General features: G+C 72.5%; 26 protein-coding genes and 1 pseudogene. 8 read left to right on the forward strand and 19 right to left on the reverse strand.

From position 1 onward, the window contains the following. The 5 genes from JHD21_RS00285 to JHD21_RS00305 all read right to left on the reverse strand — a co-directional run. Positions 1 to 1,278, reverse strand: a 1,278-nt coding sequence (locus JHD21_RS00285; RefSeq protein WP_292670714.1) for a hypothetical protein, incomplete at its 3' end; no start/stop codon positions are given. After that, on the reverse strand, positions 1,271 to 2,356 hold the full coding sequence (locus tag JHD21_RS00290; RefSeq protein WP_292670716.1) for a hypothetical protein: 1,086 nt from the start codon (positions 2,354 to 2,356) through the stop codon (positions 1,271 to 1,273). The genes JHD21_RS00285 and JHD21_RS00290, both read right to left, overlap by 8 nt. Continuing rightward, positions 2,344 to 3,147 (reverse strand): heme ABC transporter ATP-binding protein, encoded by an 804-nt coding sequence (locus tag JHD21_RS00295; RefSeq protein WP_292670718.1) that lies wholly within the window; start codon positions 3,145 to 3,147, stop codon positions 2,344 to 2,346. The genes JHD21_RS00290 and JHD21_RS00295 overlap by 13 nt, the downstream gene beginning before the upstream one ends. Continuing rightward, a complete protein-coding gene (locus tag JHD21_RS00300; protein WP_292670720.1) occupies positions 3,144 to 4,232 on the reverse strand; it encodes an iron ABC transporter permease in 1,089 nt (362 codons plus the stop codon). The genes JHD21_RS00295 and JHD21_RS00300 overlap by 4 nt, the downstream gene beginning before the upstream one ends. Further along, positions 4,229 to 5,323, reverse strand: coding sequence for an ABC transporter substrate-binding protein (locus JHD21_RS00305; RefSeq protein ID WP_292670722.1), 1,095 nt, complete (start codon positions 5,321 to 5,323; stop codon positions 4,229 to 4,231). Before JHD21_RS00305 ends, JHD21_RS00300 begins: the two co-directional genes overlap by 4 nt. A gap of 99 nt (positions 5,324 to 5,422) precedes the next feature. On the opposite strand from JHD21_RS00305, the gene JHD21_RS00310 reads away from it, so the two are divergent. Continuing rightward, positions 5,423 to 6,079 (forward strand): biliverdin-producing heme oxygenase, encoded by a 657-nt coding sequence (locus tag JHD21_RS00310; protein ID WP_292670724.1) that lies wholly within the window; start codon positions 5,423 to 5,425, stop codon positions 6,077 to 6,079. A 30-nt stretch (positions 6,080 to 6,109) separates the two neighbouring features. Next, positions 6,110 to 6,613: pseudogene (locus JHD21_RS00315) on the forward strand (NAD(P)-dependent oxidoreductase); the annotation flags it as partial. Positions 6,614 to 6,786: 173 nt separating this feature from the next. Here the strand turns inward: JHD21_RS00315 and JHD21_RS00320 are convergent. After that, a complete protein-coding gene (locus tag JHD21_RS00320; RefSeq protein ID WP_292670727.1) occupies positions 6,787 to 8,109 on the reverse strand; it encodes an MFS transporter in 1,323 nt (440 codons plus the stop codon). 10 nt (positions 8,110 to 8,119) lie between these two features. Then, positions 8,120 to 8,569, reverse strand: coding sequence for a MarR family transcriptional regulator (locus tag JHD21_RS00325; RefSeq protein WP_292670729.1), 450 nt, complete (start codon positions 8,567 to 8,569; stop codon positions 8,120 to 8,122). Positions 8,570 to 8,671: 102 nt separating this feature from the next. On the opposite strand from JHD21_RS00325, the gene JHD21_RS00330 reads away from it, so the two are divergent. Together JHD21_RS00330 and JHD21_RS00335 are read left to right on the forward strand one after the other, a co-directional pair. Further along, a complete protein-coding gene (locus tag JHD21_RS00330; RefSeq protein WP_292670731.1) occupies positions 8,672 to 9,064 on the forward strand; it encodes a MerR family transcriptional regulator in 393 nt (130 codons plus the stop codon). A gap of 34 nt (positions 9,065 to 9,098) precedes the next feature. After that, complete coding sequence (locus tag JHD21_RS00335) at positions 9,099 to 10,091, forward strand: aldo/keto reductase (protein WP_292670733.1); 993 nt, start codon at positions 9,099 to 9,101, stop codon at positions 10,089 to 10,091. A gap of 9 nt (positions 10,092 to 10,100) precedes the next feature. Here JHD21_RS00335 and nadE read toward each other — a convergent pair whose 3' ends face one another. From nadE to JHD21_RS00370, 7 genes are read right to left on the reverse strand one after another with little or no spacing between them, the layout of a single operon-like run. Continuing rightward, the gene (nadE, locus tag JHD21_RS00340; protein WP_292670735.1) at positions 10,101 to 11,093 is read right to left on the reverse strand and encodes an NAD(+) synthase; all 993 of its coding nucleotides are present in this window, start codon (positions 11,091 to 11,093) and stop codon (positions 10,101 to 10,103) included. Then, positions 11,090 to 13,090, reverse strand: a complete 2,001-nt coding sequence (gene asnB / locus JHD21_RS00345) for an asparagine synthase (glutamine-hydrolyzing) (protein WP_292670737.1) — start codon at positions 13,088 to 13,090, stop codon at positions 11,090 to 11,092. Before asnB ends, nadE begins: the two co-directional genes overlap by 4 nt. Further along, positions 13,090 to 13,308 carry a hypothetical protein gene (locus JHD21_RS00350; protein WP_292670739.1) on the reverse strand — a complete coding sequence of 73 codons (219 nt, stop codon included), beginning with the start codon at positions 13,306 to 13,308 and terminating at the stop codon, positions 13,090 to 13,092. Before JHD21_RS00350 ends, asnB begins: the two co-directional genes overlap by 1 nt. Next, entirely contained in the window at positions 13,305 to 13,709 is a 405-nt protein-coding gene (gene acpS, locus JHD21_RS00355; RefSeq protein WP_292670741.1) for a holo-ACP synthase, read from the reverse strand. Before acpS ends, JHD21_RS00350 begins: the two co-directional genes overlap by 4 nt. Before the next feature lie 3 nt (positions 13,710 to 13,712). After that, on the reverse strand, positions 13,713 to 14,396 hold the full coding sequence (locus JHD21_RS00360; RefSeq protein ID WP_292670742.1) for a hypothetical protein: 684 nt from the start codon (positions 14,394 to 14,396) through the stop codon (positions 13,713 to 13,715). A 4-nt stretch (positions 14,397 to 14,400) separates the two neighbouring features. Then, positions 14,401 to 15,912 carry an AMP-binding protein gene (locus tag JHD21_RS00365; RefSeq protein ID WP_292670743.1) on the reverse strand — a complete coding sequence of 504 codons (1,512 nt, stop codon included), beginning with the start codon at positions 15,910 to 15,912 and terminating at the stop codon, positions 14,401 to 14,403. Further along, complete coding sequence (locus JHD21_RS00370; protein ID WP_292670744.1) at positions 15,909 to 16,205, reverse strand: acyl carrier protein; 297 nt, start codon at positions 16,203 to 16,205, stop codon at positions 15,909 to 15,911. Before JHD21_RS00370 ends, JHD21_RS00365 begins: the two co-directional genes overlap by 4 nt. Before the next feature lie 187 nt (positions 16,206 to 16,392). Here JHD21_RS00370 and JHD21_RS00375 point away from each other — a divergent pair, with 187 nt between their 5' ends. After that, positions 16,393 to 17,085, forward strand: coding sequence for a DapH/DapD/GlmU-related protein (locus JHD21_RS00375; RefSeq protein ID WP_292670745.1), 693 nt, complete (start codon positions 16,393 to 16,395; stop codon positions 17,083 to 17,085). Between the two features lie 17 nt (positions 17,086 to 17,102). After that, positions 17,103 to 17,471 carry a GntR family transcriptional regulator gene (locus JHD21_RS00380; protein WP_292670746.1) on the forward strand — a complete coding sequence of 123 codons (369 nt, stop codon included), beginning with the start codon at positions 17,103 to 17,105 and terminating at the stop codon, positions 17,469 to 17,471. Positions 17,472 to 17,489: 18 nt separating this feature from the next. On the opposite strand, the gene JHD21_RS00385 is transcribed toward JHD21_RS00380, so the two are convergent. Both JHD21_RS00385 and JHD21_RS00390 read right to left on the reverse strand, forming a co-directional pair. Further along, entirely contained in the window at positions 17,490 to 18,221 is a 732-nt protein-coding gene (locus JHD21_RS00385; RefSeq protein ID WP_292670748.1) for a class I SAM-dependent methyltransferase, read from the reverse strand. Between the two features lie 57 nt (positions 18,222 to 18,278). Continuing rightward, complete coding sequence (locus tag JHD21_RS00390) at positions 18,279 to 19,598, reverse strand: DUF222 domain-containing protein (RefSeq protein WP_292670749.1); 1,320 nt, start codon at positions 19,596 to 19,598, stop codon at positions 18,279 to 18,281. Between the two features lie 133 nt (positions 19,599 to 19,731). Between JHD21_RS00390 and JHD21_RS00395 the strand changes: the two genes are divergently transcribed. Both JHD21_RS00395 and JHD21_RS00400 read left to right on the forward strand, forming a co-directional pair. Next, entirely contained in the window at positions 19,732 to 20,220 is a 489-nt protein-coding gene (locus JHD21_RS00395) for a hypothetical protein (protein ID WP_292670750.1), read from the forward strand. Further along, positions 20,217 to 20,726 (forward strand): hypothetical protein, encoded by a 510-nt coding sequence (locus tag JHD21_RS00400; RefSeq protein ID WP_292670751.1) that lies wholly within the window; start codon positions 20,217 to 20,219, stop codon positions 20,724 to 20,726. The genes JHD21_RS00395 and JHD21_RS00400 overlap by 4 nt, the downstream gene beginning before the upstream one ends. Positions 20,727 to 20,753: 27 nt before the next feature. Here JHD21_RS00400 and JHD21_RS00405 read toward each other — a convergent pair whose 3' ends face one another. The 3 genes from JHD21_RS00405 to JHD21_RS00415 form a co-directional block, all read right to left on the reverse strand. Further along, positions 20,754 to 22,616 carry a 1-acyl-sn-glycerol-3-phosphate acyltransferase gene (locus JHD21_RS00405; protein WP_292670752.1) on the reverse strand — a complete coding sequence of 621 codons (1,863 nt, stop codon included), beginning with the start codon at positions 22,614 to 22,616 and terminating at the stop codon, positions 20,754 to 20,756. Positions 22,617 to 22,703: 87 nt separating this feature from the next. After that, positions 22,704 to 22,910, reverse strand: coding sequence for a cold-shock protein (locus JHD21_RS00410; protein ID WP_292670753.1), 207 nt, complete (start codon positions 22,908 to 22,910; stop codon positions 22,704 to 22,706). 225 nt (positions 22,911 to 23,135) lie between these two features. Continuing rightward, the gene (locus tag JHD21_RS00415; protein ID WP_292670754.1) at positions 23,136 to 24,005 is read right to left on the reverse strand and encodes an AraC family transcriptional regulator; all 870 of its coding nucleotides are present in this window, start codon (positions 24,003 to 24,005) and stop codon (positions 23,136 to 23,138) included.

A 24,005-nucleotide genomic window follows, 5' to 3' on the forward strand; every position in this document is an offset into this window, starting at 1 on the left:
CCACAGGCCCGCGCTCGCCGCTGCCGGGGCGGGGACGTCCGCGGAGGAGGTCAGGCGTACGTCGGTGGCCGGCCGGGCCAGCAGCGCGACGTCGGCTGGGACTGGTGCCCGTGCCTGCGGGGCGGCGGCCTGTCGAGGTGCCTGCACCGGCACCGCCTGGCCGACCGGCATCGGTCGGCGGGTCGGGGGCGGCACGGCGGTCGGTTCCGCCACCCCCGTCGGCTCCTCGACGGGGGGCTCGCCCGACGGCTCCGGCGCCCTGACGGGCGCGGCGGCGTCGTAGGAGACCGACAGCGGGAGGGCGAGCTTGAAGGGGTCGGTGACGGCACCGCTCGAGTACCAGAACGCCGCCGCTCCCAGCTCACCGAGATAGTCCACGAACGACTGCGGGAACGAGCCGGCCGCGGCCCCGGACGTCACCTGCGGCACCCCGCTCACCAGCACCCCGGCGTAGGCCGGGGTGGACACCAAGCCGGAGACGTCGCCCAGGTCGACGCTGGGCAGGTCGGCGACCACGACCCGCCGGGCCGGGACCTCCTCCCAGACACCCTGGTCGCTCTGCGAGGACCGGTAGCCGTGCAGGACCGCGGTCACGGTGCCGCGGCCGGCTGCCACGTCGAGGACCGGGTCGGAGACGTGGAAGAACGACATGCCGGAGTAGTAGAGGACGGTGACGTCGGCGTCCCACGCGACGTGAGCGGTGCCGGCGTCGACATCGACACTGCCCGTGCCACCGCTCATCACGAACGTGTGGTTGCTGAACCGGCCCTCCGTCGGCGAGGTGAGCGGTGCGCCCGAGCTGTCGTTGCCGAGCCCGGCCCACGTCGCCGGCCGCCAGGCCGACCCGTCCCACTTCTCGACCCGGGTGTTCCCCGCGGCGGCCTGCCACTGCGCCTGCGTGATGGTCACCCCGCCCCTGCCGGGGTCGGGCAGCAGGCCGGCGGAGAAGAAGTTGAAGGTGCGTGGGGCGAACGCCTTGTTGTTGGACTCGTTGTTGACGCCCCAGCGCAGCACCGCGTCGGCGACGGTCACCCCGCCGTCCGTGGGTGCCGCGGTCGGCGTCTCCGTCGGCGTCTCCGTCGGTGTCGGTGTCTCCGTCGGTGTCTCCGTCGGTGTCGGTGTCTCCGTCGGTGTCTCCGTCGGCGTCGGTGTCTCCGTCGGCGTCTCGGTCGGCGTCTCGCCCGGGCCGTCGTCCGCGGCGGCCGCCCCGGCGACCATGACCACGCCGAGGGCCGCCGCGAGCAGAGTGAGGAGCACGAGCCGGAGCCGGTCAGTCATGACGCCCCCTGCGCCGGGCCAGCAGCAGCCGCCCCAGGGCGAGCAGCAGCAGCACCCCCGCCGCCGCCACGAAGAGCTGCGCCGACCGGTCGTTCGACTCGCCGACGGGTGCGGGCGTCGCGGCCGTCACCTCGACGCCCGCGGCGACCCCGAAGCTCACGGTCGGGGCACCCTCGACCCCGAACAGCCGCAGCTCGTGGGTCCCGGCATCGAGGTCCGCGGGAAGTGTCAGCACGCCGGCGACCCTGCCGTCGTCGCCGACCAGGAACGGCCCCGCGCCAGCAACGCCGTCGTCCAGGACGGTGGTCACCTGCGCCCCGGCGGGCAGCCCGGCCGCGGCGAAGGAGAGGACGTGCCCGGCCCGGGCGGCTCCGCGATCGACGGCCAGGGTCGGGGTGACCGCGACGGCACCGCCCTTGCTCTTGCCGTTGCCCGTGGGCTCGGGGCCGGTCACACCGGTGGCGGGGGTGTCCGAGCCGGCCGCCGGGGTGACGCCGACCGACCCCGGCTGCTCGCCGGCGGCGTACAGGTCCTCCACCCGCACCGGCGTGAAGCTCTCGTTGCGCGCGTTGGCGACGCCGTGCGCGCCGACCGTGATGACCCCGCAGGTGACCTGGCGGCAGTCCACCGTCCGGGAGCCGCCGGTGCGGTCGTAGGCCTCGAACGTCGCGCCGGGGACGCGCAGGGTGGTCGACCAGGCACCGGCCGCCGAGATGGTGCCGCCGTTGGCCGACCCGGCGGTGTCCGAGCCCTGGAAGGCGACGAACTTCGCGAACCCCTGGTTGTCGCGGCTCTCCCCGTCGGGCACGTAGAAGTAGTCGACGCCGGTCTGCCCTCCCTGGCTGGGCCGCCAGCCCGCCCGGACGGTGCCGAAGAAGACGTAGATGCCGCCGTGGCCGCCGTGGATCGACTGGAAGCCGCTGCCGCGCAGGGTGAGCGAGGTGACGTAGGTCGGGTCAACGGCGGCGTCGCCGTCGTCGTTCGCCACGTCCACCCGCGGCTCCGCGTGCGCCGGACCGGCGAGGCCGAGCAGGGCGAGCGTCGTGACGAGCGCGAGGGTCCGGCTCAGGGCACGCATGCGTCCTCCTTCTCACCCGCACCCGCGCGGGCCCGGACCGGGACGACGACCAGCGAGCCGTCGACCCGGGTCACCGAGATCGGGTGCTCGTAGACCGCGCCCAGCCGCTGCGCGGTGAGCACGTCGTCGGGCGTCCCGTCGGCCGCGACCCGGCCCGCGTCCAGCAGGCAGACGCGGTCGGCGTACGCCGCCGCGAGGGACAGGTCGTGCAGCACGACGACGACCGCCGACCCGGCCCTGGCCGTGGCCCGGGCGACACCGAGGACGGCCTCCTGGTGCCGGATGTCGAGCGCGGCGGTCGGCTCGTCGAGCAGCAGGACGGGAGCCTCCTGGGCGAGCACGCGGGCGAACGAGGTGCGGGCCTGCTCGCCGCCGGACAGGGTCGGGAAGACCCGGTCGGCCAGCGCGTCGACGTCGGCCACGGTCATGACCGAGGCGACGACCTCGTCGTCGCGCTCGGCCTGCGGGGTCCGGTGCCACGGCGACCGGCCCATCCGGACGACCTCGGACACCCGGAACCCGAACGACAGGCCCTGGTGCTGGAGCAGGACGGCCCGGCGCCGGGCGAGCGCGGCCGCCCCCAGGTGCCGGACCGGGTGCCCGTCCAGGGTGACCTCGCCGGAGTCGGGCTCCACGTCCCCGGCGAGCACGCCGAGCAGCGTCGACTTGCCGGCGCCGTTGGGCCCGACCAGCGCGACGAGCTCGCCGCCGGAGATCTCGAGGTCGACCCCGCGCAGAACCGGCGCACCGCCGAGGTGGACCGAGACCGAGGCCGCGCTGAGGACGCTCATGCCCAGCCTCCGGCGGTGCGCCGGGCCCGGCGGATGAGCCAGAAGAAGAACGGGCCGCCGACCAGGGCGGTGAGCATGCCGAGCGGCAGGTCCGCGTAGTCGACCGCGGTGCGCGCCCACAGGTCGGCCAGCACGAGCAGCACCGCACCGCCCAGCGCACTGGCCGGGACCAGGAGCCGGTGCCCTGGACCGGCGACCAGCCGGACCAGGTGCGGCACGACCAGGCCGACGAACGCGATGATGCCGCAGAAGGACACCGCCGCCGCGGTGAGCAGCGCGACCACGACGATGACCCGAAGCCGCAGCCGCTCGACGTCCACGCCGACGTGCCGGGCGGCGCGGTCCCCGAGCGCGAGCAGGTCGAGCTGGCGCGCCATGAGCAGCGCCGCGACCAGACCGACCGCGGCGATCGGACCGCTGACCGCGACGTACGCCCAGCGCGAGCCGTTGAGGCTGCCCAGGGTCCAGAAGACGATCTCCTCGCGGGCCTGCTGGTCACCGACGAACATGAGGAACGCGAGCCCGGCGCTGGTCATGGCGTTGAGGGCGACGCCCGTGAGGACCAGCGTGACCACCTCGGTGCGACCACCGTCCCGGGCGGTGGTGTAGACGAGCAACGTGGTCAGCAGGCCCCCGACGAAGGCGGCGAGGGCGATGGTCCAGGTGCCCGCGAAGGTCCAGCCGGTCACGATCACGGTGGCCGCGGCCAGCGCCGCACCCGACGAGACGCCCACGACGCCCGGCTCGGCGAGCGGGTTGCCGAAGACGCCCTGCATCAGGGCCCCCGCGGCCGCGAGCGCGGCACCGGCCAGCGCGGCCATCGCCACCCGGGGGAAGCGGACCTGCCACAGCGTCGTCTCGCCCTGCGGGTGGCTCGGCAGCGGTCCGAGGTCCAGCCCCAGCCGGTGCAGGACCGACCCGACGACCTCGGCCGGTGACACGTCCAGCTGCCCGTGGCCCGCGGCGACCACGACCGCGACGACCAGGGCGGCACCCAGCCCGCCGAGCAGCCCGACCCGGGCCAGTCCCCGGCGTACGCCGAGCCGAGGCGTGACCCGCGCGCCCACCGGAGCTGCCAGCGTCACGACACCGCCTCCGGCGCGTAGATGGCCACGGCCAGGGCGTCCAGGACCGCGGCCGTGGTCGGGCCGAACCCGAGGACCTGGGCGTCGTCCATGTCGACGAACCGCCGGTTCTGTCCCGCGGGCGTGGTGGCCAGGGCCGGCAGCCGCTCCAGCAGGCCGTCGACGCCGCCCGCCGACTCGAGGCCCTTGGTCATGAGCAGCACCAGCTCGGGCGCCGCGGCGACGATGCCCTCGTCCGTGACCGGGCGCATGCCCTTCCAGCCGATCTCCTCGGCGACGTCGTAGCCGCCGACGCCCTCGATCAGCTGGTCCGCGCCGGACCCGTTCCCGAAGAGGTAGTAGACGCCGGACTGCCCGCGGACGTAGAGGAAGACGGTGCGCAGCCGGTCACCCGGGTCGGTGGGAGCCACCGCCTCGACCTGGGCACGCACCTCGGCGACCTCGGTCTCGATCCGCTCGGCCAGCATCCGGCCCGCCTCCTCGACCCCGAGGGCGGCGGCCACCTCCTCGGTCAGGGAGCCGAGGTTGTCGAGCCCGCGGTGCGAGTCGGTGACGACGACGGGGATGCCCGCGTCCCGCATCTGCAGCACGACGTCCCAGGGGCCGAGCGAGGTGTCGGTCAGGATCACCGTGGGGTCGAGCTCGAGAATGGCCTCGGCCGCCAGGTCGTGGCCGACGGGGGTGACCAGGGGCAGGTCCGCGGCCTCCGCGAACTGGGTCGAGATGTCGCGGCCGACGACGTGCTGGCCCAGACCCAGCTCGAAGACGGTGCGAGCCAGGGTCCCGTGCACGTCCAGGGCGAGGATCCGGCTGGTGTCGGTGACGGTGACCCTCGTGCCCTGGGCGTCGGTCACCGTCACCGGGAGCCGCTGGTCGCCGACCGCGACCGGGTCGACGGGGGTGTCCGGGAGGACCGCCGTGGAGGGGCCCGTCCAGTCGCGCGGGTCCGCCAGCGGGGTCGCCTCCGCCAGCGAGACCGCGGCCGGCCGATCCGGGTCTCCTCCTTCCGGCGTCGCGGCGGAGGGTCCCTCCAGGCCACAGCCGGTCGTCAGCGTGACGACGAGCAGCGCGGCGAGCACCAGGCGGTTCATGACCCTCCATCGGGTTCGGGAGCGACAGTAGGTTAGCCTAGCCTTACTAAGGCTCGCCTCACCGCCTCTCCCTCAGCCCCAAGGAGCACCATGACCGCCGTGGCCTCACACCTCGACGTGCCGCTGTCGACCGCCATGCGCACCGGTTCGCAGGCCGAGCACGAAGCCGCCGAGGGTTCCCGGTTCATGACCGAGCTGCTCGCCGGACGGATCAACGAGGTCGGCTACGCGACCTACCTGCTGCGGCTGCGGCAGGTGTACGCCGCCCTGGAGTCGGTGCCCCGGCTGATGGGTGACGACCCCTACGTCGCCGCCGTCCACGACGACGCCCTCGCCCGGCTGGCCGCGATCGACTCGGACCTCGAGGCCTGGGCGTCGGGCGCGACGTTGCAGGCCCACTCCCCCGCCGCGACGGCGTACTGCGAGCGGATCCTCGACGCCCGCGCGTGGGGCGGTCTCTACGCCGCCCACCACTACACCCGCTACCTGGGCGACCTGTCCGGAGGCCAGGCGATCGGGCGCATCCTCGACCGGGAGTTCGGCCTGTCCGGCCGCGGGACGGCGTTCTACGACTTCGCCGGGGTGGGCAAGCCCAAGCCCTACAAGGACGCCTACCGGGCGCGGCTCGACGCCCTCGGAGCGAACGCGGAGGAGAAGCGACGGGTCGTGGAGGAGGTGAAGGTAGCGTTCCGCCTGAACCAGGCCCTCTTCACCGAGCTGGGACAGGAGATCGATGCCTTCCGCCGCGTCACCTGACCGCACCCACCGTTCCGGCGGCCCGCGCCCATGAGGGTGCTGGTCACCGGCGCCGCCGGCAGCATCGGGCAGGTCGTCACCGTGGGCCTCGTGGACCGCGGCCACGACGTCGTCGCCTTCGACCGGGTCCCGGCACCCGACGGCATCGACCTCGCCTGGCACACCGGTGACTGCGCGGACGCCGACGCCGTCGCCGCCGTGTTCGCAACCGGTCCGCTGGACGGGGTCGTCCACCTGGCGGGACTCCCGGACGAGGCCTCGCTACCGGACTCGCTCACCTCGCACACCGTCACCACCGGGGCGCTGCTCGACGCGATGGTCGACCACGGCGTCCGCCGGTTCGTCTACGCCGGCTCCAACCACGCGGTCGGGCGGACGCCCCGCCCCCGGGACACCGAGCTCACCGTCGAGCACCGACCGAGGCCCGACACCTTCTACGGGGTCGCCAAGGTCGCCGCGGAGGCCCTGATGAGCCTCTACGCCGACCGCTACGGGCTCGACGTCGTCTCCTGCCGGATCGGCTCGTTCGGTCCCGAGCCCACGACCGTGCGGCAGCTCTCGACGTGGCTGTCCCCCGACGACTGCGTGCGGATGTTCGAGGCGGCGCTCACGGCGCCGGCACCCGGCTACGCCGTGCTCTACGGGATCTCACGCAACACCCGTGCCTGGTGGGACCTCGCCCCGGGCCGGGCGCTGGGCTACGACCCTCAGGACGACGCGGAGACGTTCTCGTCGAGGATCCCCACCCGGGCCGAGGACGAGGTCGAGTCGGCGTTCGTCGGCGGGCCGTTCGTCACCGAGGAGTTCTTCCGCCCCGCGCTCGACCGGTCGTAGACCAGGGCGGCGAGGCCGACACCGACGAGGACCATCGCCCCACCGATGACGAGCGTCCAGCGGGCGCCGAGCTCCTCGCCGATCAGCCCGATCAACGGCGCCCCCAGCGGGGTGCCGCCCATCACGACGGTCATGTAGAGGGCCATCACCCGGCCGCGGTAGGCCGGGTCGGCGGCCAGCTGCATGGTCGCGTTGGCGGAGTTGAGCAGGGTGATCACGAAGAAGCCGATCACCGGCGCGAACAGCGCGAAGGTCAGATAGCTCGGCAGCAGCCCCGCGACGATCTCGGCGACCCCGAAGCCGGTGGCCGCGAACAGGAGCAGCCGCAGCCGGATCCTCGGACGCCGGGCCGCGAGCAGGGCGCCGGTCAGGGACCCGACCGCGACGGCGGACCCGAGGACCCCGAACTCGCCGGCGCCCTTGTCGAAGACCTGGGTCGCCATCAGCGCGGAGGTGATCTGGAAGTTCATCCCGAACGTGCCGGCGAAGAACACGAGGACCAGCACCATCAGCATCGTCGGCTGCGTCCGCACGTAGCGGACGCCGTCGAGGAGCATGCCGGGGGCGCGTGGCTGGATGTCGGCCGGATGGAGCTGCGACGCGTCCATCCGGCGCAGCTGCCAGATCACGGCGAAGTAGGAGATCCCGTTGAGCGCGATCACCCAGCCGGCCGCCTCGGCGCCGCTGCCCAGCAGCGCGATCAGCAGGCCGGCGGACGCCGGGCCGAGGAGCCGGGCCAGGTTGAACGCCGCGCCGTTGAGCCCGACCGCGTTGGTGAGGTCGTCGCGGTCGACCATCTCGGAGGTGAAGCTCTGCCGGGCGGGCCCGTCGAAGGCGGTGCCGATCCCGAACACGAACGCCAGCACGTAGACCATCCACACCTCGGCGTGGCCGGACACCGCCAGGGCCCCCAGCATGAGCGAGGAGATCGCCATGCTCAGCTGGGTCAGCTGGAGCAGCGCCCGCTTGGGGAACCGGTCGGCGATCACGCCGGCGTACGGCGAGAGCAGCAGGATCGGCAGGAACTGCAGCCCGGTCGTGATGCCGAGCTCCGTGCCGCCGGTCCCCGGGAGGCTCAGGACCAGCCAGTCCTGGGCGACCCGCTGCATCCAGGTGCCGGTGTTGGAGACGACGCTCCCGGCGAAGTAGAGGCGGAAGTTGTGGTTGCGCTCGAGGGTGCGGAACATCTGTGACATACGGTTTGGCTCAGGCCTCCTCGGCGAGTCGTTGGAGCAGGGGCGCCGCGGCGCGGAGCACGTCGCGCTCCTCCGCGGTGAGGTCGCGCAGCTGCCGGGACAGCCACTCGTCGCGGCGGCGGCGGTCGGCCAGCACCCGCTCGCGGCCGCGGTCGGTCAGCTCGACCACCACGACCCGGCCGTCGGTCGCATGCGCCTTGCGCGCGACGTAGCCGCCCTCCTCGAGGGCGTTGATGTGCCGGGTCATGCTCGGCGGCTGCACCCGCTCGAGGCCGGCCAGCTCGCCGACCGTGAGGTCCCCGTGCCGGAACAGGTAGCCGAGCACGCTCATCGAGGCGATGCTCAGCTCGTTGCCCGGCTCCCGCTCGTTGGCGAGCCGACGGCGCAGGCGCATGACCGACAGCCGCAGCTCGGCGGCCAGGCCGGCGTCGGTGCGGGCAGCGCGTTGGACGGTAGGCATATCGTTAGCCTAACTCATTACCTATGCTAAGTAATTCCCGATGTCAGGAAGCAGCGGTCCTCGTCTTGACCTGGAGCCCACTCCAGGCCTGACACTGGGCGGATGGACCGCACCGGACTGACCATCGCCGAGGCCGCGGCCGAGACCGGCCTGACCGCGGACACGCTTCGCTACTACGAGCGCGGTGGGCTGATGCTGCGCCCGATCCCCCGCGCGGCGTCCGGCCACCGGCACTACGCCGAGAGCGACCTGACCTGGATCAGGCTCATCACCAAGCTGCGGTCCACCGGGATGCCGATCCGCGACGTACGCCGCTACACCGAGCTCTGCCGGGCCGGTGACGGCAACGAGGCCGAGCGCCTCGACCTGCTGCGCGCGCACCGCCAGGTCGTCCTGGCGCGCCTGGCCGAGGTCCAGGACCACCTCGGCGCTATCGACTACAAGATCGGGCTCTACGAGGACCGGCTCGAACGACCACTGCGGTCCACGGCTTGACCTGGAGCGCACTCCAAGGCGTTCAGTGGTCGGCATGACCCTCCAACGACGCACTCTCGGCACCACGTCGGCCCTCGACGTCTCCATCCTCGGCCTCGGCTGCATGGGCATGTCCGAGTTCTACGGGACCGGCGACGAGGCGACCGGCATCGCGACGATCCGGCGCGCCCTCGACCTGGGCGTGACCTTCCTCGACACCGCGGACATGTACGGGCCGTTCACCAACGAGCAGCTCGTCGGCAAGGCGATCGCCGGCCGGCGCGACGAGGTCCAGCTGGCCACCAAGTTCGGCAACGAGCGCAACCCCGACGGCAGCTGGGTCGGGATCAACGGCAGTCCCGACTACGTCCGATCCGCCTGCGACGCCTCGCTCGCCCGCTTGGGCGTGGACCACATCGACCTCTACTACCAGCACCGGGTCGACACGTCGGTGCCGATCGAGGAGACCGTCGGGGCGATGAAGGAGCTGGTCGACGCCGGCAAGGTCCGCCACCTCGGGCTGTCCGAGGCCGCGGCCGACACGATCCGCCGCGCCCACGCGGTCCACCCGATCACCGCGCTGCAGAGCGAGTGGTCGCTGTTCACCCGCGACCTGGAGGACGACGTCGTCCCAACGGTGCGTGAGCTGGGCATCGGGCTGGTCCCCTACTCGCCCCTCGGGCGAGGCATCCTCACCGGCGCCGTCTCGGCCGACACGCTCGAGGCCGGCGACTCCCGGGCGACCGGACGCTTCCCGCGCTTCGAGGGCGACGCGCTCGACGCCAACCTGCAGCTGGTCGCCAAGGTCCGCGAGCTCGCCGAGGCCAAGGGGTGCACGCCCGGGCAGCTCGCGCTGGCCTGGGTGCTGGCCCAGGGCGACGACGTGGTGCCGATCCCCGGCACCAAGCGCATCCCCTACCTCGAGGAGAACGTCGGAGCCGCCGACGTCACCCTCTCCGACGCCGACCTCAAGGCGCTCGAGGACGCGGTCCCGCGGGACGCCGTCGTCGGCGACCGGTACGGCGACATGAGCACCGTCAACAAGTAGGGGCTGAGGTCAGCCGACCTCGGGCACGTCCGCCACGAGCTGCGGCTCGCGGTGCAGGTAGGCGGTCGTGCTGCGCTTCTGGTCGATGTCGCGGTAGACCCGCTGGACCTGCTCCACGGTCAGGTCGGTGGCGGCGGCCACCTCCTCGATCGGGACGTCGTGGTTCTTGCCGTAGAGGCACAGGTCCATCCGCTCGTAGGGCAGGGAGAAGTAGAACTCCTCCTGCGACTGCGGCAGCGAGTAGGTGTCGGTCGTCGACGGGCGGGAGCGGATCTCGGCCGGGACGCCGAGGTGCTCGGCCAGGGCGTAGACCTGCGACTTGTAGAGGTGCGCGATCGGCTTGACGTCGGCCGAGCCGTCGCCGAGCTTGACGAAGAACCCCTGGTCGTACTCCAGCCGGTTGGGCGTGCCGGACACGACGTAGTTGAGCCGGTCGGCGTGGTAGTACTCGAGCATCTTCCGCACCCGCTGCTTGAAGTTCGTGGCGGCCACGATGCCCAGGTAGGCGTCGTGGGTCAGCCGGTGCTTGGTCTCGGTGCCGTCCGGCGCCTGCACCACCACGGAGTAGAGGCGGAAGCTGTCGGAGTCGACGACGCTGGGCAGGACGATCTTGGACAGGAACCCCGGCCCGTACTCCGGGACCACCATCCGGATGGCGTCGTCCCGGCGCTGGTAGCAGCCGGCGGCCTCGAGGACCGGCGAGATCTCCTCGAGGGTCGAGTCGATCCCGAGCGAGTCGGTGAGCTGTCGGCTCAGCGTCAGGGTGTCGGAGGACGACTCCCGCTCGGGCATGTGCAGACCGAACACCCGCTGCGGCCCGAGGGCGGCCACGCACAGCGCCGCGACCACGCTCGAGTCGATCCCGCCGGAGACGGCGACGACGACGCCCTTCCGCTTGGAGTCCGCGAGGTAGGCGGTGAGCATCTCGCTGATCCGCGCGGTCTCGGCCTCGGCGTCTATCTCGAGGTTTGCTGCGCTGAAGGGAGTTGCCGAGCTGCTCATCGAGTGCTCCTGTCGTGGGTGACGAGGTCGACGGCGACCTCGGGTGGTGGCAGCGCGCGCTCCGCGGCCGCCCAGTCGTGGTGGTCGTCGACGAAGCTGTCGTGGACGAGCTGGGTGGAGACGACGGCCAGGACGCGCATGTTGTCGGTGTTGCTCATGTTCTCGCCCCGGGTCCGGTCGCCTTTGGCCATCAGTCCCGCGACCAGGGCCGGCTCGAAGACGCCCGCCGCCTCGATCGCGCGCCGCGAGGTCAGCTCGTCGACCCAGTCGGGACGGCCCGGGGTGAAGAAGCTCGCCGCGTCCGGGGCCCGGTAGGGCTGCTTGGGCCGGCGGAGGATGTCGGGCGGCACCAGGTCGCCGAACGCCTGCTTGAGCACGTACTTCTCCTCCATCCCGAACAGCTTGTGCCGCGCCGGGAGCGTGTTGGCGAGGTCGACCACGTCCCGGTCGAGGAACGGGAACCTGCCCTCCACCGAGTTGGCCATCAGCATCCGGTCTCCCTGCGAGCTGAGGATGTAGCCGGCCAGCAGCGTCTTCATCTCGAGCCACTGCGCCCGGCTCAGCGGGTCCCAGTCCTCGCTGCCGGCCGGCAGGGACGCCGCCACGTCGGGCGGGTCGCCGCGCTCGATCTCGGCACGCAGGTCCGCGGACAGGATCCCCTTGACCGTCGAGGTCGAGTCCCAGCGCGGCCGGTGTGACAGCGCGGGGTCCGCCAGGTCGAGGTTGCGGCCGAAGAACGTCCGCGCGAAGGCGGGCATCCGACCCGGGGAACGGGCCATCCACGGGTAGAGGAGCTCCGCCGCCCGGGAACGCTTCGCCGACTCGGGGTCGCGCGCCCAGAACATCCGCACCCGCGCCTCGCGGAAGATGTCGTAGCCGGCCAGGACCTCGTCGGCCCCCTCGCCGGTCACCACGACCTTGTAGCCGTTGTCGCGCACCAGCCTGGAGAGCAGGAACAGCGGTGCGGGCGCCGCCCGGAGGACCGGGGTCTCGGTGTGCCGGACCACCTCGGGGAAGACCTCGGCGATGTCGGCGGGCGAGACGACCACGTCCTCGTGCTCGGTCCCGAGCCGCGCCGCCATCTCCTTCTGGAAGCGCCCTTCGTCGAGCTCGTCCTCGGAGAACCGGAGCGAGAACGTGTGCAGCGGGGCGTCGGTGTACTGCGAGATGACCGCCGCCGTGATCGACGAGTCCAGCCCGCCCGACAGGTAGGCGCCCACCGGGACGTCGCTGCGCAGGAACCGCAGCCTGGTCGCCTCGACCAGCCGTTCGCGCAGCGCCTCGGCGTTGGCGCGGGCGTCCTGGACGGGCTCCCGGCCGCGCTCGGGGAACGAGATGCTCCAGTACGCCGAGGTGCGCAGCCCGTCGCGGTCGAGCACGGCGACGTGTCCTGGCTCGAGCTGCTCGATCCCGCGGAACACCGTCCGGGGGGCGACCGTGGACCAGTACGTGAGGGTCTCGTCCAGCCCCGTGGGGTCCAGGGCCCGCTGGGCGGTCGGGTCGGCGAACAGCGCCTTCACCTCGGAGGCGAACGCCAGCCCGCCGGGCGTCCGCCGGTAGTAGAGCGGCCGCACCCCCAGCCGGTCCCGGGACAGGACCAGTCGCTCCTCGCGGCTGTCCCACAGGGCGAGCGCCCACTGCCCGTTGAAGCGGGAGAAGCAGCCCTCGCCCCACTGCTCCCAGGCGTGCACGATCACCTCGGTGTCGCTGGCGGTGCGGAACCGGTGCCCGTGCCCGCGCAGCTCGTCACGCAGCTCGACGTAGTTGAAGATCTCGCCGTTGAAGGTGACCCACAGCGTCTCGTCCTCGTTGCACAGCGGCTGGGCTCCGCCCGCGGTGTCGATGATGGCGAGGCGGTTGTGACCGAGTGCCGCCCGCCGGTCCCGGTAGTAGCCGTTGCCGTCGGGGCCGCGGTGGCCGAGCCGGCCCATCATCCGGCGCAGGAGGTCCAGGTCCGGCGGCGCGCCGGTCGACACGATGCCGCAGATGCCGCACATCAGGCGTGGCCCCGCCGCTCGACGAGGTCGGCCACGGAGTCCGGGTCGCCCAGGACGTCGGCCGTGATGTCGTCGTCGGTCAGCACGATGCCGAGGGCGTCCTCGAGCAGGATGGCGGTCTTGACCGCCTCCAGGTCCGGGTCGGCGCCCGGGTCGCGCAGCTCCTCGGCCTCGCGGAGGACCTGCGCGACCAGGCCGGGCTCCAGGTCACCGCTCACGAGGCGCCGCCGTCCGACCAGGTCGCGAGCGCGACGGCGGTGGCGTACTCGTCGCAGTGCGACAGGGAGACCTTGACCGAGCGCACGCCGGCCCCCTCGGCAGCCAGCCGCAGCGCACCGGACAGGGTCACCGACGGGGTGCCGTCAGGGCCGTTCACGATCTCGATCGACCGCCACGGCAACGGTCCCTCCCAGGACACCGGCAGCGCCTTCGAGACCGCCTCCTTGGCCGCCATCCGGGCGGCGAAGTGCCGGCTGGGCTCGGCCATCCGGGTGCAGTAGTCGACCTCCAGCGGGGTGAACCAGCGGTCGAGGAACGCCGCGCCGCGCGCCTCCACCAGCGCCGCGATCCGGGCCACGGACACGATGTCGGTCCCGATGTCGGTCTCGGTGGCGCCCACGGGCTAGCGCTCCCCGCCGGGCGCGGTCGAGGCGGCTCGGGCTACGGCTCGGAGCCAGGCCGCGGCCGCGACCTCGGCACCGGCGTCGTTGAGGTGCCCGAGGTCGGACGCGTAGCCGTCGTGGAGGGCGAAGTAGTCCGCTCCGCCGTGCCGGCCGGTCACCCGGCTGCCGTCGGGCCTGGTCGACTCGGCCGCGGCGAGGTCGAAGACGTGCCCCCCGGCGTACGCGTCGCGGATCAGGGCGTTCAGCCGCTCGCGGGCGGCGTTCTCGTCCGGACCGTAGCGGTCGTTGCCGGTGAGCCTCGCCCTGAGCCTCGACAGACCGCCGCGCTCCGTCGTGAGCGGCACGGTCACGTGCACGAAGGTGACCTCGGGGTAGTCCCGCTCCAGGGCCGCCAGGGTGGCCCGGTAGGTGCCGAACAGCGCCTCGACGTCGGTCCGGGCGGTGACGTCGATGTAGCAGAGCTTCATCATCGCCACGTCGACCCGGTCGCCGAGGCCGCCGCGCACCCTGGCGTCGAAGTCCTCGATCTTCAGCAGCGGCTGCTCGTTCGCGCCGATGAGGGCGTCCTCGACGACCGGCACCGGTTCGCCCCGCCCCGCCAGGCGGCGTACGCCGTCGAGCACGTTCTGGCCCACGGACTGGTGGCCGAAGAACACCCGGGGCTCCGGCCGGTGCCCGCTCATGTCCTCAGCCAACGCCGTGCCCCACCGGGTCGGGCGCCGACGCGAGCTCGCGCAGGCTGGCCTTGGCCGTCTTGCCGTTGGCCGTGAGGGGCAGCGCGTCCAGGATCACGACCGTGCTCGGCACCATGTGCTTCGGCAGCTGGGCGCGCATGAAGGACCGGATCTCCTCGGGGCCCACGTCCGCCCCGGGCGCCAGGGTGACGAACAGGGCGACCGCCTCACCCGCCTCCTCGTCGGGGACGCCGACCGCGGCGGCCGACACCAGGCCGTCGAGCCGCAGCGCGCAGGCCTCGACCTCCTGGCTCGAGACCCGGTGGCCCCACGTCTTGATGAAGTCGGCGACCCGGTCGACGATGAAGATGAAGCCCTCGTCGTCGACCACCGCCACGTCGCCGGTCCGCAACCCGTCGGGGGTGAACTTGGCGGCGGTCGCCTCCGGGGCGTCGAGATAGCCCGGGCTGATGTTGTCGCCGCGCGCGTAGATCTCGCCGCGCTCGCCCGGCGCCACCCGTCGGCCCTGCTCGTCGAGGACCCTCAGCTCCACACCGGGGATGCCACGCCCGATCGAGCCGAGCTTGTCGCCCAGCCGCTCGGGTGGCAGGTAGGACAGCCTGGCGGTCGCCTCGGTCGCGCCGTACATCACGAACAGCTCCGCCTGCGGCTGGGCGGCCCGCAGCTCCTCGATGAGCACCGGCGAGAGCTTGCCCCCCGCCTGCTGGACGAGCCGGAGCGACGGCAACCTGCGCGAGGCGAAGGTGCTGGCCCGCAGCAGGAGCTGGAACGACGACGGGACACCCGCGAGCACGGTGCACCCTTCCTTGTCCAGCAGCTCGATGGCGGTCTCGGGGTAGACGAAGGAGTGGCAGAGCACGACCCGGGCCCCGGCGCGCAGGTGCGTGTGCAGGATCGACGCGCCGTAGCAGTAGGAGAACGGGAGGATGACCAAGGCCCGGTCGTCGCGGCGCAGGCCGAGGTAGTCGACGATCGAGTCCGTGTTCGCCCGCATGTTGCGGTGCGTCACCCGCACCGCCCGCGGGGTCGCCGTCGTACCGGACGTGAACATCAGCACGGCGTCCCCGTCGGGATCCGTGGTGCTGTCCGGCCAGAACGGGTCACGCGGGGCGGTCAGTGCCTCGTCGGTCAGGACCGGGACCTCGGCCCCGAACGCCGAGTCGAACCTGCGCAGCGTGCGCCGGTCGGCGAGCACGACGTCGAGCCGCACCAGCCGCGCGTTGCGGCTCACGTCGGCGGGGGTGAGCTTGTCGGAGAACGGGACGGCGACCAGGTCGAGCTTGATGGCCGCGAGGTAGGCGGCCACCCAGAACAGGGAGTTGGAGCCGAGCACGCCCACCCGAGCTCCCGCTGGCAGCCCGAGGGCCGCCAGCTCGGCCGCGAGCACCCCGGACGCGGCGCGCAGCTCGCCGTAGGTGTGGTGCCGGCCGCCGTCGACGAGGGCGACGTCGCCCTCGGATCCCTGCTCGAGCAGGTAGTCGGCGGCGTTGGCGCCGGCGTTCACCCCGGGAGCCGTTCCCCGGTCTCTGCCGGAGTGGCCGGGGCGTGGCCCTGCTTGTGCAGCACGAACCGGGTCAGGTTGCCGACGGTGTCGAGGTTGCTGGGCACGGTGTCCTCGTCGGCGACCTCGATCTCGAACTGGGACTCCAGGAACTCGATCAGCTCCATCAGGCCGGTGGAGTCGATGATGCCGCCCTCGACCAGCGAGTCGTCCTCCTGCGGCGCCCGGGACTCGTCCCCGAAGAGGTAGTTGGTGACCACGAAGTCGACCAGCTGCCGCCTGACCTGTGTTTCCACGCCATCTCCCGTGATTCGTCGTGACCACCGGTCACGACGAGCTCTCCAGGGCAGCCCGCTGCCACCCCCCTGTGACGACTCTAGGCGGCTACCTGCACGGGTGTGCGGCGAATCGGTCGGGTCGTGGACGACAATGACGGGGGCTCGCCGAGAAATCATCTGACTGGTGAGGCCCGAAGGGGGAGACATGCCGGCCACCTGCGTCTGCGAGGGCGCGAGCCTGCGTGACGCGATCAGCGAGGACATCGACCGGTACGTTGCCGCCGCCGAGCGCGACGGGCTGTCGCGCGTCCTTGCCCGGCTGCGGGTGCCCCTGTCGCTGAAGGTCGCCGCGGTGGCGAACTACCGGCTCAGCCATCTCCTCCTGACCCGGGTGCGGCCCCGTCTCGTCGGCAGGGTGCTGGGGGGCGTCTCCTTCATCGGTCAGCGGCTGTTCAGCATGGTCACGGGCGTCGAGATCGACCCGCACGCCCACATCGGGCCCGGCCTGATGATCCCCCACGACGGCCACATCGTGATCGGTCCGGCCCGCATCGGCCGCAACTGCACCATCTCCCACAGCGTGACGCTCGGCCAGGGGCTGCAGGGCGACGGTCCCGCCCACGACGACACCCCGATCCTGGGCGACCGGGTGTGGGTCGGCCCGGGTGCGGTCATCGCGGGACCGATCCACGTCGGCTCGGACGCGTCCGTCGGCGCCAACAGCGTGCTGCTGCGCGACGTGCCGCCCCGGGGCGTCGTGCTCGGCGTGCCCGCCCGGCTCCTGTCCCGCAAGGGCAGCTTCACCCAGATCTACTACCGCGGCATGGCCGACGACCCCGATCGGCGCGTGGCCCTGGCCCTGGAAGAGCAGGCCCCCGGCACCGACCCGGGCGCCTAGCCCGGCTGGCTCTCAGCGTGCTCGACCTCGAGCTCGACGACGGCGTCGCCGCTGCCCCGCCGTACGAGCAGATCCGCTCGCAGATCGCCGGGCACGTCGACTCCGGTGCCCTGCAGCCCGGCGACCGGTTGCCGACCGTACGCCGGCTGGCCGAGGACCTGGCGGTGGCGCCGGGCACGGTGGCACGCGCCTATCGCGAGCTCGAGCAGTCCGGCGTGATCGAGACCCGGGGCCGGAACGGCAGCTTCGTCACGGGCGACGAGGTCGTCAGCAGGGCCAAGGCGGCCGCGGTCGCCTACCTGGCCGAGACCAAGGCCCTCGGACTCACCGCGGCCGAGGCCCTGGAGCTGGTGCGGACGCTGGGTGAGCGACCACCGCACTCCTGACCCCGAGGCCCGCCGTGATCAGGCTGGCGTGCGCCACACCGACACGTGGCTCTCGCTGTCGTTCGTGAAAGGGCTCCCGACCCAGTCGGCGAACCGGCTCTCGAGCACCATGCCCGCGAGCTGCGCCATCAGGTCGCACTCCGCGGGCCAGATGTAGCGGAAGTTGCTCGCGCCGTACTCCACGAAGCCGTCCGCCTGCCGGGTGTAATGGTGGGACGTCCCCTGCTGGGTGGTCATGTCGTAGGTGTCGAAGCCCACGTGGCGCTCGCCGACGTGGAACGGCACGGCCTCCTGCCCGGGTGGGAACCGCCGGATCGCCGGGACGCCGAGCTCGACCACGAAGCGACCGCCGGGAGCGAGGTGGCGTGCGGAGTTGGCGAAGCAGGCGACCTGCTCGGCCTGCGTCCGGAGGTTGCCGATGCTGTTCCAGACGACGTACACGAGCGAGAATTCGCCCGGCGCGCGGCTGGTGGCCATGTCGCCGACGACCACCGGGATGTCCGCGCGCTTCCTGTGCAGCTCGTCGACCATGGGCTGCGAGAGCTCGATGCCGGTCACGGGCACCCCGCGGTCGGTCAGCGGGATGGCGACCCGGCCGGTGCCGATGGCGAGCTCCAGCGCCGGTCCGTCGCCGGCCAACCTGGCGAGGAGGTCGACGGCCGGGTCGAGGACGTCCGGCGCGAACATGAACGCCGAGCTCTCGTCGTAGTGCGCCGCCGTCTCGGCGTCCCAGTAGTCGCTGCTCGGCACCGGACCAGCGTGACCTCCCGGCCACTGCCGGTGCCAGCGGTTTAGCTCTCCTGCGGCCTACGCGGCCCACTCGATCTCGGGGAGGTCGCGGTAGATCTCGACGACGAGGGGGAGGTCGTTGGGGCGGCCGGTGAGTGCTCGGGTGCCGGTGTGGTCGACCAGGTAGTAGCCGCCGTAGGGGTCGCGCCACAGGTAGATCCCGGGGAAGGGTTGCTTGACGTCCCAGCCGCCGTGGGTCTTGATCCGGTGGTGGCTACGGGTCATCGGCCCGTAGTTCCCCAGCCCTGACTGGCCCGGTGGACCCTCGGGGTCCCAGGCGCTGGTGTGGTCGAGGTCCATGCCTCGCGACAGGCTGGACCCGTGGGGGAAGGTGTCGGCCGGCGTCATCAGATGCGCGGCCTGTCGATGTCGGTCCGGGACCTCGTAGGCATCGACCGGTGCCATCCCGGCCAGGTCCAGGACCGGGGTCACCGTGAACCGGCACGAGGGGCCCAGGACGTCACGGACCCAGTCCTCGGTCACCGGGCCGTGGCCCTCCACCCGGGCGATCCCGGTTGCGTCCGGGCCGGCGTAGTAGTGGACGTAGAGGTTCACCACCGGCGCACGGTCGGCCAGCGTGCTGGGGTCCTGGTCGGCGCCCGGGGTGAGCAGCATCAACACGGCCTGGACGGCGCGTTGGTCGTCGCTCAGGTCGGGGAAGTCCTCGGCGATCGCGGCGCTGTAGGAGTCCACCGCGGCGGCGATCTGCTCGATCACCGGCACCGGCCCACGGATGAGGTACGACGCCATCCCGTGCGCCTCGCCGCGCAGCTTCTTGGCGAACGTCGCCCTCGCGGCGCGTTCCTCCTGCTCCCGCGCCACCGCAGGGTTGGCCTTCGCGACCGCCGCTTCGACCAGTGCCTCGAACCGGGTCCACGGGACCCGGCCGTCAGCAGACTCCGCGACCGCGACGTCGACATAGGCCGCCTCCTGCGCCGGCAGCCCCCGGGTCTGCTTGACCACGAACCGGGCATACGACGCCTTGACCTCACCGGCCTGCACCCGCGCCCACAACCGCGGCGACCGGTGCGCCAGGTCCAACGCGTCGGCCATCAGCTGACCCGCCGCGAACGTCGTCAACCCCATCCGGGCACCCAGCGCCGCGGCCGCGAACTCGGTCACCTCCGGAGTCTCCTCACCGCCATAAGCCCGGGCCCGCTCCCGCCCCGGGCGGTCAGCCTGGTCCGGGTCCAGCCGGCCCGGGGAGTGCAGGATCGCCCACTGGTAGGCACCCCTGAGCTGGTCGGCCTGAGCGGCCCGCTCCCGCGCAGCAGCGTCACCGGCAAAGGCAAGGACATCGTCCTCACCCATCCCCTCCAACACCGCCGTCTCAGCCATGAGTCGAGCCAACCAGCCACCACCGACAGCTCGCGGACCTCCAACGAGGACGAGCCCGTGCGGCAGGACCAGCAGGGGACAGGTCACCCGAACGGGCCATGGCGGAGTCACGCCAGGCGATCTTGACTGGATCATGCACATCGACATCTCGAAGCCTGCGCTGGTCGTCGCCGCCGCGTGCCTGGTCCTCGGCACCACCAGCGGAGCGGTCGCTGGAGCCCTCGTCACCGGCGAGGACATCAAGGACGGCACCGTCACCACCAAGGACGTCAAGGACAAGTCCCTCAAGACCTCCGACCTGAGCACCAAGACGGTCGAGTCACTGACCGGGCCCGCCGGAGCCCCAGGAGCGGCCGGACCGCCGGGAGCTCCGGGCCTGAACGGCTACCAGCACGTCACCGGCTCCCCCGCGGTTCTGAGCTCCGGCGGTTCGGCGACCCTCACCGTGGACTGCCCGGCCGGCACGACGGCCCTGGGAGGTTCGTTCACGTCCGACCCCGCCGGCACGGCGAACCTGGTGGCGGGCGGTCCCGCCGACTTCGACGCCTGGCAGGTCCGGGTGGCCAACCCCACGGACTTCCAGGTCACCGTCACCCCGCACGCCGTCTGCACCCGGCCATGAGCACCCGGACAGCAGCCACGCTCGTGGCCGCAGCATGCCTGGTCCTGGGGGCGGCGGGCGGATCCGTCGCCGCCGCCCAGATCACGGGAGACCTCATCCAGGACGGCACGGTCACGGCGAAGGACCTGAAGAACCGGACGCTGAAGCCGGGTGACTTCGCCGGGAACGTCCGTGGGGACCGCGGCGGGCCGGGCCCGTCCGGCACCGTGGGTCCGCGCGGCTCGGACACCGGTGCCGGCTACTCGTGGGTGTTCAACCCGTCGGTCGCGCCCGTGCCCGCGATGTCGACCTCCCACGAGGTCACCGTCACGTGCCCCGCGGGCACGACCGTGCTCGGCGGCAGCGGGTTCTGGGAGAAGCCGCTCGACGTCCTCGACAGCAGCAAGGTGCCGGGCCAGGAGCGGTGGCGGCTGCTCCTGGGGAACTCGAGCGGCAACACCCCGGTCCCGGTCACCGTGTATGCGTGGTGCGCGGGACTGACGTCGCCGGCGATCGGCACGAGCTGAGCCGCGACCCGGGGTTCCGCGAGGACCTCATCGGGGAGCCGGTGGAGCCGGCCCGGCACCCCCGGACGAGCCGGGCAGTCCGCGCTCCTCGAGGGCGAGGGAGCGGACGACGGCGATGGCAGTGACGGCCGCGGCCAGCTCGTCGGCGAGACGTCGACGCGCTTGGAGGAGCTCGTCACCCCCGGGGCCCAGGAGCCCGCGGTTGCCGGCGAGCTTGAGGGCGCCGCCCATGAGGTCCTTGGAGATCGACTCCGGCGAGTGCAGGTCCTGCTGCAGCCACCGCTGGTGGGCCACGCCGAGGCTCTCGGCGATCAGGGCGTCGCTGTCCAGGGGCGCGGCGGGCTCGCGGGTGACCAGCCGGTCGGCCACCACCGAGTAGGCCTCCAGGAACGGCCCGATCACCCGGTGCGCCAGGAGCAGGTGGGAATCGGCCAGCAGCCCGGTGATCTCGCCCGGTGTGGCCCGCTCCTCGGCCCAGCCGGGACGCACCAGGTCGGTCTCGTAGCGCAGCCGGGCGTCGAACTCGGCCTTGGTCGCGAAGAAGAACTCGTACTTGAGCAGGTCGCGCAGGGCCAGGGCGCGCGTCCAGGTGGCCGCCACGACGTCGATGCCCGAGGCCGGGTCCTCGTCCGTGGCCTGGACCAGCGCCACCTCGAGGATCGCCCGGTCGATGAAGTAGTGGGTGACGGTGTTGCGGTAGAACGCCGCCTCGTGCTGCCGGTCGGGGGCGATCGCGTAGACGGGCTCGAGCCCGCCGGCGTACTCCACGACGACGCCCTCGCGCACGAGGGTCGCCAGCGCCCGGCGCAGGCCCTCGGGGCGCCCCAGGTCGACGTCGGCGGTCAGCGGCAGCCGGCGGCGGCGTACGTAGGCGACCAGCGGCTCGAGCACGCCGAGCGTCTCGGCCAGCGTCATCGCACGACCGTCGTTGTCGAGCAGGCCGAAGGTCACCAGCGCCGCCGGGGTGATCGGCGTGGCGGCGTTGATGCGGTGGGCCACCTCGAACGCGACCCGCGGCACCACCTCGGTGAGGTCGTCGCTCTCGGCGCGCGACCCGGCGTCGGTCAGGGCCTCGCGCAGCGACAGCGGCGGGCCGAACCGGACGTGCACGCGACCGCGGCGTCGCCCCTGGGCGCGGGCGAACCGGTAGAGCCAGGTCAGGCTCTCGGGCGCCTTCTTCCCACCGCTCTCCTCCAGGGACAGCGCCGAGACCTCGTGCTGCTGGTCGTAGACGATGGAGACCGGCACGAGGTAGGCGTCGTCGGACCCCTCGCCGTTGGCGCGGAAGGCGTCGACCAGGTAGCGCAGCACCCCCATCCGCGGCGGTCGCAGCTTGCCGGTCCGGGTCCGACCGCCCTCGAAGTACCACTCGAGGTTGGCGTGCTGGCGCAGCAGGAACCCCAGGTAGAGGCGCAGCATGGCCGGGTAGACCGGGTCGTCGCGGGTGGAGCGGCGGATGAAGATCAGCCCGCTCCGCTTCCCGAGCTCCGAGAGCGGCCACATGGCGAGGTTGATCCCGCCGAGGGTGTAGTTGCTGGGGAAGCCGTGCCCGGCCGTGGCCGCCCGCAGGACCAGCGGGTCGAGGTAGGAGCGGTGGTTGGGAAGGAACACCAGCGAGTGTCGGCGTCCCAGCTCGGCGAGGTCGCTCAGCCCACTGGCGTCGACGTCGACCTCGTAGGAGCGCGTCAGCCACCGACCCATCCGGTCCCAGACGCGCGAGGCCGACTCGTCGACGTACGCCGCCATCTCCGTCAGCGCGGCCTGCGAGTCGGCGCGCAGGTCGGCCGGCGTGCGACCGGTCCTCTCGACCAGGGCGTCCAGTGTCTCGGCGTACTGCGGCGAACCCATCACGAGCTCCACGGCCCGGCGTTCGTGATCGGCGTCACCCATCCGCGCAGCCTAGTTCGGCGCTGCCGTCCTGGGATGACGCACGAAGGGCCCCGACCGCAGACTGCGGTCGGGGCCCTTCGCGGTGAGTCAGGAAGAGACGCGGACGTTCTCGGCCTGCGGGCCCTTGGGGCCGGCGGCGAGGTCGAACTCGACCTTCTGGTTCTCGTCGAGCGACTTGTAGCCGCTGGTCTGGATCGCGGAGAAGTGGACGAAGACGTCCTCGCCGCCGTCGTCCTGGGCGATGAAGCCGAAGCCCTTCTCGGCGTTGAACCACTTGACGGTTCCCTGAGCCATGGTCGTTTCCTTTGTTCGGTGCCGAGGACGGTGTGCCCTCCGGCTGCTGAAGACATCCACCTGTGCTGCTGATGTCCAGCGAACCGAAAACCAGGAAGTACGAGACACGAGCCGCGACTCTTGCGCGGCCAGGACGACTCGGGAGCCGTCCCTTCAACAGGACCCAGCCTAGGGCACGGGTGGGCTATTCGGGGTTTCCGCGCTCACCTGCCGCCCCGACGCCGTTCAGGCGGCCTCGATCGGCAGCCACAGCTCGCACGTCGCCGTGCTGAAGTCGTCGGCCCGCTCGAGCACCGCCACGACCGAGGGACCTGGCCTCAGCCGCCACGGGTTGGAGGGGAACCACTCGGTCGCGGTCGCCGCCCAGGTCTCCTGCAGGGCGGCCGGGTAGGACCCTTCGGTGCGGAACACCGCCCACGTACCGGCCACGACCTCGATCTCGTCGAGGCCGTCGGGCACCGGGGTGTCCCCGGTGACCGCGACGCCGTGCAGGTAGGTCAGCTCGGTGCCCTCGACGGCGTCGGGGTCGACACCGTCGCTCACCTGGAGCAGACCCTGGGGGGCGGTGTTGCCCAGCTGCTTCAGCCGCTGGTGCTCCTCCGCCGGGATGGCGGCGACGTGCTGCTGGATGTGCGGGTTGACGCCCTCGTGGACCAGCGGCACGCGCGCGGCGTGCCCCACGAGCCGGAAGGCCGGGCGTTCGACGATGTGGGTGTCCATGGTGGTGCTCCCTTCGACGGTCAGGCGGAACCTGAGCTGTGGTTGTGTGCGGAGGGGGCCACCGTCACGACGGACGTCGCCGGGCGAGGTGCCGTGGACGGACCGGAACGCGCGTCCGAACGCCTCGGTCGAGCCGTAGCCGTAGCGCACCGCGATCTCGAGCAGGTCGTCCTCGCCGGCGATCACCTCGGCCGCCGCCACCGTCATCCGGCGGCGGCGGACGTACTCCGAGACCGGCAGGCCCGCCAGCGACGAGAACATCCGGCGCAGGTGGTACTCGGTCGTGCCCAGGCCGGTCGCCAGCCCGCCGAGGTCGATCTCGTCGGTGAGGCGCTCCTCGACCAGGTCGACCAGCCGGTTGAGCACGTCGATCAT

Source organism: Nocardioides sp., from assembly GCF_016462705.1.
In the GTDB taxonomy this organism is placed as follows: Bacteria; Actinomycetota; Actinomycetes; order Propionibacteriales; family Nocardioidaceae; genus Nocardioides.

Excerpts from the sequence above, each read along its gene's own strand:
- JHD21_RS00290 (WP_292670716.1), bottom strand. The coding sequence starts at position 2,356 with ATGCGTGCCCTGAGCCGGACCCTCGCGCTCGTCACGACGCTCGCCCTG.
- JHD21_RS00295 (WP_292670718.1), bottom strand. The coding sequence starts at position 3,147 with ATGAGCGTCCTCAGCGCGGCCTCGGTCTCGGTCCACCTCGGCGGTGCG.
- JHD21_RS00305 (WP_292670722.1), bottom strand. The coding sequence starts at position 5,323 with ATGAACCGCCTGGTGCTCGCCGCGCTGCTCGTCGTCACGCTGACGACC.
- JHD21_RS00320 (WP_292670727.1), bottom strand. The coding sequence starts at position 8,109 with ATGTCACAGATGTTCCGCACCCTCGAGCGCAACCACAACTTCCGCCTC.
- JHD21_RS00325 (WP_292670729.1), bottom strand. The coding sequence starts at position 8,569 with ATGCCTACCGTCCAACGCGCTGCCCGCACCGACGCCGGCCTGGCCGCC.
- JHD21_RS00330 (WP_292670731.1), top strand. The coding sequence starts at position 8,672 with ATGGACCGCACCGGACTGACCATCGCCGAGGCCGCGGCCGAGACCGGC.
- JHD21_RS00335 (WP_292670733.1), top strand. The coding sequence starts at position 9,099 with ATGACCCTCCAACGACGCACTCTCGGCACCACGTCGGCCCTCGACGTC.
- nadE (WP_292670735.1), bottom strand. The coding sequence starts at position 11,093 with ATGAGCAGCTCGGCAACTCCCTTCAGCGCAGCAAACCTCGAGATAGAC.
- asnB (WP_292670737.1), bottom strand. The coding sequence starts at position 13,090 with ATGTGCGGCATCTGCGGCATCGTGTCGACCGGCGCGCCGCCGGACCTG.
- JHD21_RS00360 (WP_292670742.1), bottom strand. The coding sequence starts at position 14,396 with ATGAGCGGGCACCGGCCGGAGCCCCGGGTGTTCTTCGGCCACCAGTCC.
- JHD21_RS00375 (WP_292670745.1), top strand. The coding sequence starts at position 16,393 with ATGCCGGCCACCTGCGTCTGCGAGGGCGCGAGCCTGCGTGACGCGATC.
- JHD21_RS00390 (WP_292670749.1), bottom strand. The coding sequence starts at position 19,598 with ATGGCTGAGACGGCGGTGTTGGAGGGGATGGGTGAGGACGATGTCCTT.
- JHD21_RS00395 (WP_292670750.1), top strand. The coding sequence starts at position 19,732 with ATGCACATCGACATCTCGAAGCCTGCGCTGGTCGTCGCCGCCGCGTGC.
- JHD21_RS00400 (WP_292670751.1), top strand. The coding sequence starts at position 20,217 with ATGAGCACCCGGACAGCAGCCACGCTCGTGGCCGCAGCATGCCTGGTC.
- JHD21_RS00405 (WP_292670752.1), bottom strand. The coding sequence starts at position 22,616 with ATGGGTGACGCCGATCACGAACGCCGGGCCGTGGAGCTCGTGATGGGT.
- JHD21_RS00410 (WP_292670753.1), bottom strand. The coding sequence starts at position 22,910 with ATGGCTCAGGGAACCGTCAAGTGGTTCAACGCCGAGAAGGGCTTCGGC.
- JHD21_RS00415 (WP_292670754.1), bottom strand. The coding sequence starts at position 24,005 with ATGATCGACGTGCTCAACCGGCTGGTCGACCTGGTCGAGGAGCGCCTC.